Below are 17,743 nucleotides of genomic sequence, written 5' to 3' on the forward strand. Positions count from 1 at the left end.
CATGGGCTACCGCCTGTCGAAGATCTACACCCGCACCGGCGACAAAGGCGAAACCGGCCTGGGCGACGGTCGCCGGGTACCCAAGGACCACCCGCGGATCGAGGCGATTGGCGAGGTGGACAGCCTGAACAGCCAGTTGGGCGTGCTGCTGGCAGGGCTGGCCGAGCAAGGGCTGGATGAGGTGAGCGCCGTGCTGGCGCCGTGTCAGCACCGCTTGTTCGACCTTGGGGGGGAGCTGGCAATGCCGAGTTACCAGGCGTTGAACCTGGCGGAGGTCGAGCGGCTGGAGGCGGCTATCGATGTGTGGAATGAAGAGCTGGGGCCGTTGAAGAACTTCATATTGCCCAGTGGTTCGGCGCTGGTGGCACAGGCGCATGTGTGCCGATGCTTGGCGCGTAGTGCGGAGCGGCGGTGCCAGCAGTTGAATGCAGTTGAGCCGCTGGAGGGGGTTGGGTTGGCGTATATCAACCGGCTATCTGATCTCCTGTTCGTGGCGGCGCGGATCATCGGGCGGCGGCAGGGCATTGCAGAGGTGCTGTGGCAGCCTGCTGAAAAGCCTCAGAGCTGATATTGCCGGGGCTGCTTTGCAGCCCGTCGCGACACAAGGCCGCTCCTACAAGAGAACCGTGCCATCATGAAGGAATCGCGCTTCCCTGTAGGAGCGGCCTTGTGTCGCGATCGGGCCGCAAAGCGGCCCCAATTGCAGGCGACTCAGATCTCGGGCCAGAACGCCCGGATCCCGGCCACACCTTGCGCACCGGCTTCCCAGGCCTGCTCGCGCTCACCCGGCCCTACCCCACCCAGCAGGTAAACCGGCTTGTTGAACCCGGCAATCAACCGCTGCGCCTCATCCCAGCCCAATGGCACCGCCTCGGGATGAGTCTGGGTCGCCTGCACGGGCGACAAGGTGACAAAGTCCACGCCCATCTGCTCCGCCAGCGCCAGCTCCTCAGCGCTGTGGCACGACGCTGCCAGCCAACGTTCCTTGGGGAATGGCCGGCCCTTGGCCGCGTACTTGCGCAACTGCGCCGCCGTCAGGTGCCAACCCGCCGAGGGGAAGTCACCCAGCCACTCGAGCGGCCCCTTGAGCATCAGCTGTGCCTTGCCCGCACACAGCCCGACCGCATCCACCGCCACATCGCGGTACTTGGGGTCGTACATGTCCGGGGCACGCAGCTGGATCAGCCGAATACCGCTGGCCACCGCCTTCTGGATGCCCTTGAGCATCTGCGGCACTTCCAGGCCATCCGGGGTAATCAGGTATTGGTCCGGCAGGCGCGCAGCGGCAACGATCGGCTTGTTGGCCTCAGGGAATTCGTACTGCGGCAAGTCGCGCGGGGCCACCCATTCCAGCGGCTGCCCCTCGGCGCCATGGGGTTCGCCGGTGAACGCGTCGACCTCGCGCACGTCCAGCAGCACCTGCTTGTCCGGGTAATCATGGCTGACCTTGATCAGCGCACGCGAACGGGTCACCTCGATGCCCAGCTCCTCGCGCAACTCACGGGCCAGCGCTGCCTCCACGCTTTCGCCCGCCTCCACCTTGCCACCGGGGAATTCCCACAGGCCACCCTGATGCTGGGTATCCGCCCGACGGGCAATCAGAATGCGGCCGTCATTGCCGCGAATGACGGCAGCTACTACATGAATCCGTTTCACCCTTCACGCTCCGCCAGGCCAGCCTGCTGCCAAGCCTTGAAGGCTGGCCACTGATAAATGGTCTCGATGTAGGCGGCCGCCTCTGGCGGCACCGCCACGCGGTAGGTGCGCAGGCGCACGGCCACCGGGGCGAAGAAGGCATCGGCCAGGCTCGGCTTGCCGAACAGGAACGGGCCGTTGTCCTTGGCCACCACGCGGCATTCGGACCACAGCGCGACGATACGGTCGATGTCGACTTGCACGTCCAGTGGCACTTCGTCCAGGGCCCTGTCACGCGACAAATCGAACGGCATGGCGCCGCGCAGGGCAAAGAAGCCGCTGTGCATCTGCGCGCAGGCAGAACGGGCCTGGGCACGGGCAGCGACATCGGCAGGCCACAGCTGCGCGTCAGGGTGCTGTTCGTTGAGGTATTCGCCAATCGCCAGGGAGTCGGCGATCACACCGTGCTCGGTCTTGAGCAGCGGTACCTTGCCAGTGGCGGAGAATGCGAGGATGCGCTGACGGGTGTCAGGCTGGTTGAGTTTGATCAGGGTTTCTTCGTAGGGCACGCCAGCCAGCTCGAGGGCCAGGGCGCCACGCAGCGACCAGGAGGAATACAGCTTGTCGCCGATGATCAGGTGATAGCTCATGGTTCGGCTCCATCAGGTTTGTATTGCAAAACCCGCAGGCTGCTACGCAGCCTTTCGCGGGCAAGCCCGCTCCTACAGGGACCGCACCGCCCCTACAGGCAGTGCAAAACCTGTGGGAGCGGGCTTGCCCGCGAAGAGGCCTTAGGATCAGTACATCAAGTACGGTACTCGGCGTTGATCTTCACGTATTCGTGGGACAGGTCGGTGGTCCAGATGGTTTCGCTGCACGCACCACGGCCCAGCTCGATACGAATGGTGATCTCTTCCTGGGCCATCACTGCCGAACCTTGCGCTTCGGTGTAGCTTGGGCTGCGGCCGCCTTGGCTGGCGATGCACACGCTGTCCAGGTACACGTCGATCAGGCTTACATCCAGCTCCGGCACGCCCGCACGGCCAACAGCTGCGAGGATACGGCCCCAGTTCGGGTCGGAGGCGAACAGTGCAGTCTTGATCAGCGGCGAGTGGGCCACGGCGTAGCCGACGTCCAGGCATTCCTGGTGATTGCCACCGCCGTTGACCTGCACGGTCACGAACTTGGTAGCACCTTCGCCGTCACGAACGATGGCCTGGGCCACTTCCATGCACACTTCGAACACCGCCTTTTTCAGCGCTTCGAACAGCGCGCCGCTGGCTTCGGTGACTTCCGGCAGGTTGGCCTTGCCGGTGGCGATCAGCATGCAGCAGTCGTTGGTCGAGGTGTCGCCGTCGATGGTGATGCGGTTGAACGACTTGTTGGCGCCGTCCAGCATCAGGTCCTTGAGTACCTTTGGTGCCACCTTGGCGTCAGTGGCGATGTAGCCGAGCATGGTGGCCATGTTCGGGCGGATCATGCCTGCACCCTTGCTGATGCCGGTGACGGTAACGGTTACGCCGTCGTGCTGGAACTGGCGGCTGGCGCCCTTGGGCAGGGTGTCGGTGGTCATGATGCCGGTGGCGGCTTCAGCCCAGTGGTTTTCCGACAGGTTGTCGAGGGCGGCCTGCAGTGCACCTTCGATCTTCTCGACCGGCAGTGGCTCACCGATCACGCCGGTGGAGAACGGCAGGACCGACTCGGCCGGCACGCCAGCCAGTTCGGCCAGCTTGGCGCAGGTACGCTCGGCAGCCACCAGGCCTGGCGCGCCGGTACCGGCGTTGGCATTACCGGTATTGGTCAGCAGGTAACGCACGGTGCCCTGCACACGCTGCTTGGACAGGATCACCGGCGCTGCGCAGAACGCGTTGAGGGTGAACACACCGGCCACGCTGGAGCCTTCGGCACAGCGCATCACCACCACGTCCTTGCGCCCAGGGCGCTTGATGCCGGCAGAAGCGATGCCGAGTTCAAAACCCGGAACCGGGTGCAGGGTGGGCAAAGGACCAAGACCAACAGCCATTAGAGCGCTCCTAGAAAACGGTGAATATGGAAAAAGGGGGCCGCAATGCGGCCCCCAGGGTTGTCACGATACAGCAATCAGGTCAGATCACTCGATCTGGCCATGGCAATGCTTGAACTTCTTGCCCGAACCACACCAGCATGGCTCGTTGCGGCCCAGCTTCTGGTCGTTGCGCACCGGCGCCGAGGCTACCGCCACTTCGGCACCTTCTTCGCTCAGTTGCTCGCTTTCCAGGCCCGGTGCAGCGGCATGCTGGAACTGCATGCGGCTGGCCAGTTCCTCGGCCTCGCGGCGCAGACGGGCTTCTTCCTCGGCCGGGTCTTCGCGGCGAACCTGAACGTGCGACAGCACGCGGATGGTGTCGCGCTTGATCGACTCGAGCAGCTCCTGGAACAGGGTGAACGACTCGCGCTTGTATTCCTGCTTCGGGTTCTTCTGCGCATAGCCACGCAGGTGAATACCGTGACGCAGGTGGTCCATGGTCGACAGGTGGTCTTTCCACAGGTCGTCCAGCACGCGCAGCAGGATCTGCTTCTCGAAGGTACGCAGGGCGTCGATACCGGCCTGGTCTTCCTTCTCGGTGTAGGCAGTGGTGATTTCGTTCAGCAGCTTCTCGCGCAGGGTCTCTTCGTAGAGGTGATCGTCCTCGTCGAGCCACTGCTGGATCGGCAACTTCATGGCGAAATCGCTGGCCAGCGACGCTTCCAGGCCGGCCACATCCCACTGCTCGGGCAGCGACTGCGGCGGGATGTGCTGGCTGATGGTAGCGTCCAGCACTTCCTTGCGGAATTCGACGATGGTGTCGCCGATGTTTTCGGCGGCCAGCAGGCTGTTGCGCATGTGGTAGATCACCTTGCGCTGCTCGTTGGCCACGTCATCGTATTCGAGCAATTGCTTACGGATGTCGAAGTTGCGGCCTTCGACCTTGCGCTGAGCCTTCTCGATGGCGTTGGTGACCATGCGGTGCTCGATGGCCTCGCCCGACTGCATGCCCAGTGCCTTCATGAAGTTCTTCACCCGGTCAGAGGCGAAGATGCGCATCAGGCTGTCTTCCAGCGACAGGTAGAAGCGGCTGGAACCCGGGTCGCCCTGGCGGCCGGAACGGCCCCGCAGCTGGTTGTCGATACGGCGCGATTCGTGGCGTTCGGAGGCAATCACATGCAGGCCACCGGCTTCGATCACCTGCTGGTGACGCTTCTGCCAGTCGGCCTTGATCTGCGCGATCTGCTCGGCGGTCGGGTTTTCCAGGGCGGCCACTTCGGCTTCCCAGTTACCACCCAACAGGATGTCGGTACCACGGCCGGCCATGTTGGTGGCGATGGTCAGCGCACCCGGGGCACCGGCTTGCGCGATGATCTCGGCTTCCTTCTCGTGGTACTTGGCGTTCAGTACCTTGTGGTCGATGCCTTCCTTCTTGAGCAGGTTCGACATGTGCTCGGACGTTTCGATGGTCGCGGTACCCACCAGGATCGGCCGGCCCTGCTTCATGCTTTCCTTGATGTCAGCGATGATCGCAGCGTATTTCTCGTCGGCGGTCAGGTACACCAGGTCGTTGAAGTCCTTACGCGCCAGTGGTTTGTTCGGCGGAATGACCATCACGTTGAGGGCGTAGATCGACTGGAACTCGAACGCTTCGGTGTCAGCGGTACCGGTCATGCCGGACAGCTTGGTGTACAGGCGGAAGTAGTTCTGGAACGTGGTCGAAGCCAGGGTCTGGCTCTCGGCCTGGATGTTCAGGTTCTCTTTGGCTTCGATGGCCTGGTGCAGGCCCTCGGACAGGCGACGACCCGGCATGGTACGACCGGTGTGTTCGTCGATCAGCAGTACCTGGCCGTCCTGGACGATGTACTCGACGTTGCGGTGGAACAGCTTGTGCGCGCGCAGGCCAGCGTAGACGTGGGTCAGCAGGCCCAGGTTGTGCGCGGAGTACAGGCTCTCGCCCTCGGCCAGCAGGCCGGCCTGGGTGAGCATTTCCTCGATGTACTGGTGACCGGCTTCGTTCAGCTCGACCTGGCGGCTCTTCTCGTCGATGGTGAAGTGGCCTTCCTGGGTAACCTGGCCTTCCACTTCCTCGATGTGCTGGGTCAGGCGCGGGATCAGGCGGTTGATCTCGATGTACAGCTTGGAGCTGTCTTCGGCCTGGCCGGAAATGATCAGCGGGGTACGCGCTTCGTCGATGAGGATGGAGTCGACTTCGTCGATCACGGCGAAGTTCAGTTCGCGCTGGAACTTCTCGTCCTGGCTGAACGCCATGTTGTCGCGCAGGTAGTCGAAACCGAATTCGTTGTTGGTGCCGTAGGTGATGTCGGACGCATAGGCCGCGCGCTTTTCTTCCGGCGGCTGGAACGCCGAGACGATACCGACCGACAGGCCGAGGAATTCGTACAGCGGGCGCATCCAGTTGGCATCACGGCGGGCCAGGTAGTCGTTGACGGTGACCACGTGCACGCCCTTGCCGGACAGTGCGTTGAGGTACACGGCCAGGGTACCGACCAAGGTCTTGCCTTCACCGGTGCGCATTTCTGCGATCATACCCTCGTGCAGGGTCATGCCGCCGATCAGCTGCACGTCGAAGTGGCGCATGCCCATCACGCGTTTGCCGGCCTCACGGGCCACGGCGAAGGCTTCAGGCAGCAATTGGTCCAGTGTCTCGCCTTTGGCCAAACGCTCCTTGAACTCTGCGGTCTTGCCCCGCAGCTGTTCGTCGGAGAGGGCCACCATCTTCTCTTCGAAGGCATTGACGATACTCACCGTCTTGAGCATGCGTTTCACTTCACGCTCGTTCTTGCTTCCAAAAAGTTTCTTTAACAAAGGCGCAAACATATCGGCAGGATCTTCCACACGTAGGGATGGAGGGCGGCCCCATGAGTCGCCCGTGCAGCCCTGAGGCCGCATGCGAACGAGCATTCTACCCGGAAACGATGGTGAGGAAAGTGGTGGATTTCCACGATGCTATTACAGCGTTTTGGCGGGGGCTTGTCTTAGATAGGGGCATTTTCCCTGAGTTCAAGGCTTGGCAACATGAAAGGTATCGAGAATTAGTCTTATCTTCTGCTGCCCGCGAAGAGGCCGGTGCAGGCTATAGAGGTGTTAAACTGCTGACCACGTAACCTCATGCATACCCCATGGCCTACAAACCCTCCCCCGCCCAGCCACCTTCCGCCCTGCTCCGCCAGGTGCGCCCGCTGCGCCTGCTGCTGAACCAGGCCGAGCGCCTGGAGCACCTGCAGCGCCTGCTGGAAAGCCAGCTGCAACCGGCCGCCCGCGAACACTGCCACGTCGCGTCCTGGCGCGATGGCACCTTGCTGCTGGTGGTAACAGACGGCCATTGGGCAACCCGCCTGCGCTACCAGCAAAAGCGCCTGCTGGCGGCATTGCAGGCCATGGAAGCCTTCGGCAACCTCCGGCGCATCCTGTACAAGGTCCAACCGCCGCTGGTGCCGGCCAAGCGCGGCGGGCATGCTGCCGAACTCTCGAACAGCGCCGCCGAGAGCCTGCGCGACACCGCCGAGGGCATCACCGACCCCAAGCTACGTGCAGCACTGGAACGGTTGGCCGCCCACGCCAACGGCAAGCCATAAAAAAGGCCACCCGAAGGTGGCCTTGATTACAACACTAGAGAGAGTGTTCGAACTTACACGGCCGCAACAGGGCGCATGTACGAGATCGGTGCCGTGCTGGCATCTTCGAAAGTGACCACTTCCCAGGCATCGGTTTCGGCAATCAGCTTGCGCAGCAGCTGGTTGTTCAGCGCGTGGCCGGACTTGTAGCCCTTGAACTCGCCGATCAGGCTGTTGCCCAGCAGATAGAGGTCGCCAATGGCGTCGAGGATCTTGTGCTTGACGAATTCGTCATCGGAACGAAGGCCGTCTTCGTTAAGCACACCCGTCTCGTCGACGACGATGGCGTTCTCGACACTGCCGCCCAGCGCAAGGTTGTGCTTGCGCAGGTACTCGATGTCACGCATGAAACCGAAGGTGCGGGCGCGGCTGACTTCCTTCACGAACGAGGTGCTGGAAAAGTCGACGACTGCACTCTGGGTCTGGCCCTTGAGGACCGGGTGATCGAAGTCGATCTCGAAGCTCACCTTGAACCCTTCGAAAGGCAGGAACGTGGCGCGCTTGTCGCCCTCTTCCACGGTTACCTCACGCAGGATGCGGATGAACTTCTTGGCTGCGTCCTGTTCTTCCAGGCCGGCAGACTGAATCAGGAATACAAAAGGACCGGCGCTGCCATCCATGATCGGCACTTCCGAGGCGGAGAGCTCGACGTAGGCGTTATCGATGCCCAGGCCCGCCATGGCGGAGAGCAGGTGCTCGACCGTATCGACCTTGACGTCACCGTTGACCAGCGTCGTCGACATGGTTGTCTCGCCGACGTTGGCCGCACGCGCAGGGATTTCGACCACAGGGTCGAGGTCGGCGCGGCGGAAGACGATGCCGGTGTCAACAGGTGCAGGCTTGAGGGTCAGGTAAACCTTCTCCCCGGAGTGCAGACCGACACCTGTGGCACGGATGGTATTCTTCAGGGTGCGTTGTTTAATCATGGCATTGGCCGCTTCAGCGCAAATTGCGAACAGGTATCAACAAAGGCTGGGGATGATAACAGACCCAACCTTTGATGAATACCAATCACCTTTATACCCCTGATAAATTCCATTAATCAGCCTGACGACGCAGGAAAGCCGGGATATCGAGGTAGTCCAGGTCGTCCTGAGGGTTCAGTTTAGCGGCTGCAGCAGCACCTGCATGGGCCTGGTTTCGCATCACGGTCGGGCGCTCCAGGTCACGGTAGTTGACCGCTGGCTGCTCCTGACGAACCGGTGCAGGGTTGGATGCTTCGTACGCCTGCTGAGCGGTCTGCAGGGTGTTGTCCACCACTTTGACCGGCTTCTCGATGCGCGCGCCCAGGCCAGTGGCCACAACGGTCACGTGCAGTTCGTCGCGCATGTCCGGGTCGATCACGGTGCCGACCTTGACCATGGCGTGGTCAGAGGCGAAGGCTTCGATGATGCTACCCACGTCGGAGTACTCACCCAGCGACAGGTCCGGGCCTGCGGTGATGTTCACCAGGATGCCGCGGGCGCCCTGCAGGTTGACGTCTTCCAGCAGCGGGTTGCGGATGGCAGCCTCGGTGGCTTCACGCGCACGGTTCGGGCCGCTGGCGCAGCCAGTACCCATCATGGCCATGCCCATTTCGCCCATCACGGTGCGCACGTCGGCGAAGTCGACGTTGATCATGCCCGGACGCTTGATGATGTCGGAGATACCGCGCACGGCACCGGCCAGTACATCGTCGGCCTTGGCGAAGGCGGACAGCAGGCTCGCATCCTTGCCCAGGATGGTCAGCAGCTTCTCGTTGGGGATGGTGATCAACGAGTCGACGCTTTCGGCCAGCATGCGGATGCCTTCATCGGCGATCTGCATACGTTTGCGGCCCTCGAACGGGAACGGACGGGTCACCACGGCTACGGTGAGGATGCCCATTTCCTTGGCCACTTCGGCAATGATCGGCGCTGCACCGGTACCGGTACCGCCGCCCATGCCAGTGGTGATGAACACCATGTTGGTGCCCTGCAGCACTTCAGCGATGCGCTCACGGTCTTCCAGCGCGGCCTGACGGCCGACTTCCGGATTGGCACCGGCACCCAGGCCCTTGGTCACGCCAGTGCCCAATTGCAGGATGGTACGCGCACCGATGTTTTTCAGCGCTTGAGCATCGGTGTTGGCGCAAATGAATTCCACGCCTTCGATGCTGCTCTTGACCATGTGGTTGACGGCGTTGCCGCCACCACCACCAACGCCGATCACCTTGATGACCGGGCTTTGCGGGACGTTGTCTACGAGCTCGAACATTTTCCCTCTCCTTACAGTTCTCTAGTTGTTGCGCCTACCACTACTGCTTTGAAACTTAGAAGTTGCCCTGGACCCACTTCTTGAAGCGCTCAAGTACTGGGGCCTTCGGTTCATCGCCATAGCTGTTGTTGCTGCTGTTGCTGTTACCGGTCAGGACCATGTCCTCGGACTGCTTCAGCAGACCGTAGGTGAGCAGGCCCACGCCGGTGGAATAGATCGGGTTGCGCACCACGTCGCTCAGCCCCCGAACGCTGTGCGGTACGCCCAGGCGTACCGGCATGTGGAAGATTTCCTCGGCCAGTTCCACGGCACCTTCCATCTTCGCGGTGCCGCCGGTGAGGACGATGCCAGCCGGCACCAGGTCCTCGTAGCCGCTGCGGCGCAGCTCGGCCTGGATCAGGGTGAAGAGCTCGTCGTAACGTGGCTCCACCACCTCGGCCAGGGCCTGACGCGACAGCTCGCGCGGTGGGCGGTCGCCCACGCTCGGCACCTTGATGGTTTCGCCGGCGCCGGCCAGTTTGGCCAGAGCGCAGGCGTAGCGGATCTTGATTTCTTCGGCGTACTGGGTCGGGGTACGCAGGGCCATGGCGATGTCGTTGGTCACCTGGTCGCCGGCAATCGGGATGACCGCGGTGTGACGGATGGCGCCTTCGGTGAAGATGGCGATGTCGGTGGTGCCACCACCGATGTCCACCAGGCACACGCCCAGTTCTTTTTCATCGTCGGTCAGCACCGAGTACGCCGAAGCCAGCTGCTCGAGGATGATGTCGTCGATTTCCAGGCCACAGCGGCGTACGCACTTCTCGATGTTCTGCGCCGCATTCACTGCGCAGGTGACCACGTGAACCTTGGCTTCCAGACGCACGCCCGACATGCCCAGTGGCTCGCGCACGCCTTCCTGGTTGTCGATCACGTAGTCCTGCGGCAGGGTGTGCAGCACACGCTGGTCGGCCGGAATGGCCACGGCCTGGGCGGCGTCGAGCACGCGCTCCAGGTCGGCCAGGCTGACCTCGCGGTCGCGGATGGCGACGATGCCGTGGGAGTTCAGGCTGCGGATGTGGTTGCCGGCCACGCCAACGAAGGCCGAGTGAATACGGCAGCCGGCCATCAGCTGGGCTTCTTCCACCGCGCGCTGGATCGACTGCACGGTGGACTCGATGTTCACCACCACGCCTTTCTTCAGGCCACGGGACGGATGGGTGCCGATCCCGACGATTTCCAGGGTGCCGTCTTCGCCCACTTCGCCCACCAGCGCCACCACCTTGGAGGTGCCAATGTCCAGCCCGACGATCATTTTGCCGCTATGCGCGTTTGCCATGGTCCTGCCTCTCTCTAATTCTTCGCAACGGCGGGTTGGGCCGTCGTCGGTGCAATCGGTTCCCGCCAGCCAACGGCAAGTCCGTTGGAATAACGCAGATCAATGCGGGCGATAGTGGTGATCTGGTCTTTGAGTGTCTTGTCGTAAATGGCAATGAAACGGCGCATCTTCTCCACCAGATGGTCGCGCCCCAACAGCAGTTCGATGCCTGGCCCGGCGCTGCTCGCGCCAGTGGTCAGGAACCAGCTGCCTCGCTCGCGCAGCTCCAGGCGAGCGATGGAAAAGCCCAGGGGGCGCAGCATCTGGCTCAATACCTGATACTGCTGCATGACTTGTTGCTGAGCACGTTGCGGCCCGGCCAGCTGCGGCAGGTGCTCGTAGTTGGCCAGTTCACGCGGGGTAAAGGCCTGGCCCTGGTTGTTGAGCAAGGCTTCGTCACCCCAGCGTGCCACCGGCAGCTGCTCTTCCAGGCGGATCACCACCTCGTCGGGCCACACCCGGCGCACCTCGGCGTGGGCGATCCATGGCATCTGTTCGAGTTCCGCACGCATCGCCGGCAGGTCGACGCTGAAGAAACTCGCCGCCACGTAGGGCGCGATACGCTGCTGCACCGACTGCTGGCTGATGTAGCTGAGGTCGCCCTGCACGTCGATCTTGGTGATCGGCCGGTCGGCATAGGGCATCAGGCGAATGGCACCCTCATAGGCACCAAAGCCGGCCGCCACCAGCAGCACCGGCCACAGCAGGCGTTTGAGGCCGCCCAGGCTTGGACGCGGCAGGCGCGCCGATACGGGCTCGTCGGCCACCAGCCGGCTGGCACCACGCGGCACCGGCTTACTACGGCCGGTAACGGGTTGCTGCTGACGTATCATCGCGCCTTGCATGGTTATTAACCTCGCGTCGCCACGCTTTCAGCCAGGATTGCCAGCACCAGTTGCTGGAAGTCCAGGCCAGCCGCGCGGGCCGCCATGGGCACCAGGCTATGATCAGTCATGCCAGGTGCGGTGTTGACTTCGAGCAGCCAGAACCGGCCCTGCTCGTCCTGCATCACGTCCAGACGCCCCCAGCCTTCGATGCCGATGGCATCGCAGGCGCGTGCGGTCAGGTCGATCAGTTCCTGTTCCTTGACACTGTCCAGGCCGCACGGGATGCGGTACTGGGTATCGTTGGCGATGTACTTGGCGTCGTAGTCGTAGAACACATGCGGCGTACCCAGGGCGATCGGCGGCAGCACCTGACCGCGCAAGACCGCGATGGTGAACTCCGGGCCGTGGATCCACTGCTCCACCAGTACCTGGGAATCGTATTTGGCGGCGTCCTGCCAGGCAGCGACCAGTTCCTGGGCGCTGTTCACCTTGGCCATGCCGATGCTAGAGCCTTCATGGGCGGGTTTGACGATAAGCGGGAAGCCCAGTTCCGTACTGGCCTGCAAACAATCGCTTTCGCTCGCCAACACGGCGTGGCGCGGGGTGGGAATACCCAGGCTCTGCCACACCTGCTTGGTGCGCAACTTGTCCATGGCCAGCGCCGAGGCAAGGATGCCACTGCCGGTGTAGGGGATGCCCAGGCACTCCAGCAGGCCTTGCATGCTGCCGTCTTCACCGCCACGGCCGTGGAGGATGATGAAGGCGCGGTCGATCTTCTCGCTTTGCAGGCGGTCGAGCAGGTCGTCGCCCACATCGATGGCGACCACGTCGACACCGGCGGTGGTCAGGGCATCGATCACCGCAGCGCCGGACTTCAGCGACACTTCACGCTCGGCGCTCTTGCCACCGTACAGCACGGCGACACGGCCGAACGCCTTGACGTCCAGGGTCGAGTGCAGCTTTTCGTAGGCGCTGGTCATTTCGACTTCTCCTGCTTGGCGCCAGCGAACAGCGGGCTTTTCATCAGTTGCGGGGCGAGGCCGCCGACATCACCGGCACCCTGGCAGATCAGGATGTCACCCGCGCGCAGCAGTGGTTTCACCAGCGGTGCCAGCTCGGCGCCACGTTCGATGTAGATCGGGTCCAGCTTGCCGCGCTGGCGGATGCTGTGGCACAGCTGGCGGCTGTCGGCACCGGGGATCGGCTCTTCGCCGGCCGGGTAGACCTCCATCAGCAGCAACACGTTGGCATCGCCCAGCACCTGGACGAAATCGTCGTACAGGTCGCGGGTGCGGCTGTAGCGGTGCGGCTGGTAGACGATCACCAGGCGGCGGCTTGGCCAACCACCGCGCACGGCCTTGATCACCGCAGCCACTTCGGTCGGGTGGTGGCCGTAGTCGTCGACCAGCATCACGCTGCCGCCTTCGACCGGCAGTTCGCCATACACCTGGAAGCGGCGGCCGACCCCCTGGAAGCCGGACAAGCCCTGGATGATGGCCTCGTCAGTGATGCCTTCGTCAGTGGCGATGGCAATGGTGGCCAAGGCGTTGAGCACGTTGTGGTTGCCGGGCATGTTCACCGACACCTCAAGCGGCTCGCGGTCGCGACGCAGCACGGTGAAGTGCGTTTGCATGCCCTGCTGGCGCACGTTGATGGCGCGGATGTCGGCCTCTTCGCTGAAGCCATAGGTCACGGTCGGGCGCTTCACCTGCGGCAGGATCTCGCGCACCACCGGGTCGTCCAGGCACATCACGGCCAGGCCGTAGAACGGCAGGTTGTGCAGGAACTCGACGAAGGTTTTCTTCAGCTTGTTGAAGTCCCCTTCATAGGTCGCCATGTGGTCGGCGTCGATGTTGGTGACCACGGCCACCATCGGCTGCAGGTGCAGGAAGCTCGCGTCGCTCTCGTCTGCTTCGGCGATCAGGTAGCGGCTGGTGCCCAGCTGGGCATTGGTACCGGCAGCGGTCAGGCGACCACCGATGACGAAGGTCGGGTCCAGGCCGCCGGCAGCGAACACCGAGGCCAGCAAGCTGGTGGTGGTGGTCTTGCCATGGGTACCGGCCACGGCCACACCATGGCGATAGCGCATCAGCTCGGCGAGCATCTCGGCGCGCGGCACTACCGGAATACGGCGTTCCAGGGCAGTGGCCACTTCCGGGTTGGCCGGGTTGATGGCGCTGGACACCACCAGCACATCGGCGGTGGCAGCGTTCTCGGCGCGGTGGCCGACGAAGATCTCGGCACCGAACGATTCCAGGCGTTCGGTCACCGGCGAGGCTTTCAGGTCGGAACCGGACACTTCATAGCCCAGGTTCAGCAACACTTCGGCAATGCCGCACATGCCCACGCCGCCGATACCGACGAAGTGGATACGGCGGATACGGCCCATCTTCGGTTGGGGCATGGCTTTCTGGCTCTCAACCATGGGCCACCTCCAGGCAGATATCGACCACGGTGCTGGTTGCGGCAGGTTTGGCCAGGCGCCGTGCGGTGCCTGCCATGACGTTGAGTTTTTCGGGTTGCATCAGCACCTCGTTCAGGCGTTCAGCGAGCTGCGCTGCGCCAGTTGTCGCTTGTGGCATCAGGAAGGCAGCGCCTTCTCGGGCCAGATATTGGGCGTTGTGGGTCTGGTGGTCGTCGATGGCGTGGGGCAAAGGCACCAGCATCGAAGGCAGGCCTGCTGCCGCCAGTTCGCTGACGGTCAGGGCACCGGCCCGGCACACCACCATGTCGGCCCAGCCATAGGCTTGGGCCATATCCTTGATAAAGGGCTCTACCTGAGCCTCGACGCCCGCCTCGTGATAACGCTCGGCGGTAATCGGCGCGTGTTGCTTGCCGGCCTGGTGGAACACCTCTGGCCGCAGGGTGGCGGGCACTTCGGACAGGGCCTTAGGCAACAATTTGTTCAATGGTTCCGCACCCAGGCTGCCACCGAGCACCAACAGGCGTGCACGGCGCTCGGCCAGGGGTGCGCGTTGCGCATCCATGAACAGCTCCGGGCGCACAGGGTTGCCGGTGGTACGACGTTTGTCGCTGGCCTCGAAGGTGTTCGGGAAAGCTTCGCAGACCCGCGCCGAGAGCGGCACCAGCAGCCGATTGGCGGTACCTGCACGCGCGTTCTGTTCGTGGATCACCAGCGGCACGCCACACAACCGCGCGGCCACACCGCCGGGGCCGGTCACGTAGCCACCAAAGCCCAGCACGCACACCGGCTTGAGCTGGCGAATGATGCGCCGAGCCTGCAGCACGGCCTTGACCAGGGTGAACGGCGCCTTGAGCAGCGACAGTTTGCTTTTGCCGCGCAGGCCGCTGACCTGAATCAGGTGCAGTGGCAAGCCAGCCTGTGGCACCAGCTCGTTTTCAATGCCACGCGGGGTGCCCAGCCAGTGCACGCTGTAACCGCGCGCCTGGAACTCCCGCGCGCAGGCCAGGGCCGGGAACACATGCCCGCCGGTGCCGCCAGCCATGATCAATACGTTCTTGCCGTCAGCGGCCATGACTGGTCTCCTCGGCAAAATCGCTTTCGCTGAATTCGTGTTCCTCGCTGCCCAGGTGCGTACGGCTTTCCCACTCGATGCGCAGCAACAAGCCCACGCAGGCGCAGCAGATCACCAGCGAGCTGCCCCCGTAACTGAGGAACGGCAGGGTCAGGCCTTTGGTCGGCAGCAGGCCGACGTTTACGCCGATGTTGATCAGGAACTGGCCAATCCACAGGAAGGCCAGGCCAAAGGCCACATACGCTGCAAAGAACTGCTTGGCCTTTTCGGCCCACAGGCCGATGTACAGGGCACGCACGGTGACGAACACGAACAGTGCGATGGTCACCAGCGAACCGACGACGCCCAGTTCTTCGGCCAATACCGAGAACACGAAGTCGGTGTGCGCCTCGGGCAGGTAGAACTGCTTCTGCACGCTGTTGCCCAGGCCAACGCCCAGCCACTCGCCACGGCCGAAGGCAATCAGCGCCTGGGTCAACTGGTAGCCCGAGCCGAACTGGTCGGACCACGGGTCGGTAAAGGTAATCAGCCGCGCCATCCGGTACGGCTGAGCCTGTACCAGTACGAACACCGCCAGCACCGCCAACACCACCATCAGACTGAAGCGGAACAGCCCCACCCCGCCCAGGAACAGCATGGCCGCCGCGGCGCCCATCATTACCACGGTGGCGCCGAAGTCCGGCTCCATCAGCAACAGGGCAGCCATGGGCAGCAGCACGATGAACGGTTTGAAGAAGCCCATCCAGGTCTCGCGTACCTCGGTTTGCCGACGCACCAGGTAACCGGCCAGGTAGACGACCACGAACACCTTGGCGATTTCCGAAGGCTGGACGTTGAAGAAGCTGAAACCGATCCAGCGCATCGAACCGTTCACCTCACGGCCGATACCCGGCACCAGCACCAGTACCAGCAGGCCGAAGGCGCCCAGCAGCATCATGAAGCCCATGCGCTGCCAGGTGGCGATCGGCACCAGCATGGTCGCGCCACAGGCCACCAGGCCCAGGAACACGTACACCAGGTGGCGGAACATGTGATAAAGCGGGTTGCCCGACTGCACCGCAGCCACTTCCGACGACGCCGAGGTGATCATCACCAGGCCCAGGCCCAGCAAAGCCAGGCAGCCGGCGAGCATCGGGAAGTCCAGGTCGATGCCACGGCCGCTGATCAGCGGCGACGGGTAGGGCTTGAAGATGCCGAAGATCATGCAAGGCCTCCCGCTGCCTGGGCGAACAGGCGCCCGCGTTCTTCGAAGTTCTTGAACATGTCGAGGCTGGCACATGCGGGCGACAGCAGCACGGCATCGCCGGCCTGAGCCAGTTCGGCACACTGTTGCACGGCGTCATCGAGGGTCTTGACCCGTACCAGCGGCACGTCGTCACCCAGGGCCTCGGCCAGGCGCTCGGCATCACGGCCAAGCAGTACCACGGCCCGGCAGAAGCGCTTGACCGGCTCACGCAAGGCCGCGAACTCGGCACCTTTGCCGTCGCCACCGGCGATCAATACCAGTTTGCCTTCGATATCGGCACCCAGGCCTTCGATGGCGGCCAAGGCTGCACCGACGTTGGTGGCCTTGGAATCGTCATACCAGTTCACGCCATTGCGCTCACGCACCCACTGGCAGCGATGGGCCAGGCCACCGAACTCGCGCAGGGCTTCGAGCATCGGCTCGAACGGCAGGCCTGCGGCATGCCCCAGGGCCAACGCCGCCAAGGCATTACTCTGGTTGTGCGCACCGCGAATCTTCAGTTCACGCGCTGGCATCAGCGCCTGGAACTCGAATGCCAGGTATTTCTCGCCATCCACTTCGCGCAGGCCGAAGGCCTTGAAGTCCGGCTGGTTGAGGCCGAAGGTCCAGCACGGGCGGCCTTCCACCGGCAGCGGCCGGCTCAGGGCGTCCTGGCGGTTGACCACGACCTGCTTCGCGCCGCGGAAAATCCGGTGCTTGGCCAGGTGGTAGGCCGGCAGGCCGCTGTAGCGGTCCATATGGTCTTCGCTGATGTTCAGCACGGTGGCCACTTCAGCATTGAGCTGGTCAGTGGTTTCCAGCTGGAAGCTGGACAGCTCCAGCACGTACAGCTCGACGTCATCGGCCAGCAGGTCCAGCGCCGGGGTACCGAGGTTGCCACCCACCGCTACACGCTTGCCCGCCTTGGCGGCCATTTCGCCGACCAGGGTAGTGACAGTGCTCTTGGCGTTGGAGCCGCTGATGGCAATGATCGGCGCTTTGGCGTTGCGGGCGAACAGTTCGATGTCACCGGACAGTGTCACGCCACGCGCAGCAGCCTGCTGCAGGGCTGGCGTGGCCAAGGCCAGGCCAGGGCTTACGTACAGTTCGTTGGCGCGGCACAGGAAGTCCACGTCCAGTTCACCACAGCGCACTTCCACCTGCGGGTAATCACGGCGCAGGGTGTCCAGTTCCGGCGGTTGCTCGCGGGTGTCGGCGACCGCAAAGGCAATGCCCCGGTTCGCCAGGAAGCGAACCAGGGACATGCCGCTCTTGCCGAGGCCGACAACGATGCGGAATTGGTCGGAAGCGATCAAAGACACGC

At 63.4% G+C, this 17,743-nt stretch carries 15 protein-coding genes; 2 read left to right on the forward strand and 13 right to left on the reverse strand.

The annotated features are described in order from the left end of the window. The first annotated feature begins 1 nt into the window (after window position 1). Complete coding sequence (locus QQ992_RS23275) at window positions 2–568, forward strand: cob(I)yrinic acid a,c-diamide adenosyltransferase (protein ID WP_286111200.1); 567 nt, start codon at window positions 2–4, stop codon at window positions 566–568. A gap of 143 nt (window positions 569–711) precedes the next feature. On the opposite strand, the gene QQ992_RS23280 is transcribed toward QQ992_RS23275, so the two are convergent. From QQ992_RS23280 to secA, 4 genes are all read right to left on the reverse strand, one after another. Beyond that, window positions 712–1,656, reverse strand: a complete 945-nt coding sequence (locus QQ992_RS23280; RefSeq protein WP_105945746.1) for a Nudix family hydrolase — start codon at window positions 1,654–1,656, stop codon at window positions 712–714. Further along, entirely contained in the window at window positions 1,653–2,285 is a 633-nt protein-coding gene (locus tag QQ992_RS23285) for a glutathione S-transferase family protein (protein WP_110740493.1), read from the reverse strand. Before QQ992_RS23285 ends, QQ992_RS23280 begins: the two co-directional genes overlap by 4 nt. Before the next feature lie 155 nt (window positions 2,286–2,440). Then, a complete protein-coding gene (gene argJ, locus QQ992_RS23290; RefSeq protein WP_286111201.1) occupies window positions 2,441–3,658 on the reverse strand; it encodes a bifunctional glutamate N-acetyltransferase/amino-acid acetyltransferase ArgJ in 1,218 nt (405 codons plus the stop codon). 87 nt (window positions 3,659–3,745) lie between these two features. After that, a complete protein-coding gene (gene secA / locus QQ992_RS23295) occupies window positions 3,746–6,481 on the reverse strand; it encodes a preprotein translocase subunit SecA (RefSeq protein ID WP_016713569.1) in 2,736 nt (911 codons plus the stop codon). A gap of 302 nt (window positions 6,482–6,783) precedes the next feature. On the opposite strand from secA, the gene QQ992_RS23300 reads away from it, so the two are divergent. Further along, window positions 6,784–7,239: a DUF721 domain-containing protein gene (locus QQ992_RS23300; RefSeq protein WP_286111202.1), complete on the forward strand. Its 456-nt coding sequence runs from the start codon at window positions 6,784–6,786 to the stop codon at window positions 7,237–7,239. Between the two features lie 53 nt (window positions 7,240–7,292). Here QQ992_RS23300 and lpxC read toward each other — a convergent pair whose 3' ends face one another. The 9 genes from lpxC to murD all read right to left on the reverse strand — a co-directional run bounded on the left by lpxC (window position 7,293) and on the right by murD (window position 17,741). Continuing rightward, the gene (lpxC, locus tag QQ992_RS23305; protein WP_016713567.1) at window positions 7,293–8,204 is read right to left on the reverse strand and encodes a UDP-3-O-acyl-N-acetylglucosamine deacetylase; all 912 of its coding nucleotides are present in this window, start codon (window positions 8,202–8,204) and stop codon (window positions 7,293–7,295) included. A gap of 112 nt (window positions 8,205–8,316) precedes the next feature. Then, a complete protein-coding gene (gene ftsZ / locus QQ992_RS23310) occupies window positions 8,317–9,513 on the reverse strand; it encodes a cell division protein FtsZ (protein ID WP_003251871.1) in 1,197 nt (398 codons plus the stop codon). A gap of 55 nt (window positions 9,514–9,568) precedes the next feature. Beyond that, window positions 9,569–10,831, reverse strand: coding sequence for a cell division protein FtsA (ftsA, locus tag QQ992_RS23315; protein WP_016713566.1), 1,263 nt, complete (start codon window positions 10,829–10,831; stop codon window positions 9,569–9,571). 14 nt (window positions 10,832–10,845) lie between these two features. Then, window positions 10,846–11,715 carry a cell division protein FtsQ/DivIB gene (locus QQ992_RS23320; RefSeq protein ID WP_012274056.1) on the reverse strand — a complete coding sequence of 290 codons (870 nt, stop codon included), beginning with the start codon at window positions 11,713–11,715 and terminating at the stop codon, window positions 10,846–10,848. A gap of 5 nt (window positions 11,716–11,720) precedes the next feature. Continuing rightward, the gene (locus QQ992_RS23325) at window positions 11,721–12,677 is read right to left on the reverse strand and encodes a D-alanine--D-alanine ligase (RefSeq protein ID WP_028698610.1); all 957 of its coding nucleotides are present in this window, start codon (window positions 12,675–12,677) and stop codon (window positions 11,721–11,723) included. Next, window positions 12,674–14,122, reverse strand: a complete 1,449-nt coding sequence (gene murC, locus QQ992_RS23330; protein WP_016713564.1) for a UDP-N-acetylmuramate--L-alanine ligase — start codon at window positions 14,120–14,122, stop codon at window positions 12,674–12,676. Before murC ends, QQ992_RS23325 begins: the two co-directional genes overlap by 4 nt. Next, a complete protein-coding gene (murG, locus tag QQ992_RS23335; RefSeq protein WP_019097342.1) occupies window positions 14,115–15,194 on the reverse strand; it encodes an undecaprenyldiphospho-muramoylpentapeptide beta-N-acetylglucosaminyltransferase in 1,080 nt (359 codons plus the stop codon). The genes murC and murG overlap by 8 nt, the downstream gene beginning before the upstream one ends. After that, entirely contained in the window at window positions 15,184–16,398 is a 1,215-nt protein-coding gene (gene ftsW / locus QQ992_RS23340) for a putative lipid II flippase FtsW (protein WP_060499795.1), read from the reverse strand. Before ftsW ends, murG begins: the two co-directional genes overlap by 11 nt. Further along, a complete protein-coding gene (gene murD, locus QQ992_RS23345) occupies window positions 16,395–17,741 on the reverse strand; it encodes a UDP-N-acetylmuramoyl-L-alanine--D-glutamate ligase (protein ID WP_286111203.1) in 1,347 nt (448 codons plus the stop codon). The genes ftsW and murD overlap by 4 nt, the downstream gene beginning before the upstream one ends. Window positions 17,742–17,743: the final 2 nt, after the last annotated feature.

It is taken from the genome of Pseudomonas kurunegalensis, from assembly GCF_030291635.1.
Lineage (GTDB): Bacteria > Pseudomonadota > Gammaproteobacteria > Pseudomonadales > Pseudomonadaceae > Aquipseudomonas > Aquipseudomonas monteilii.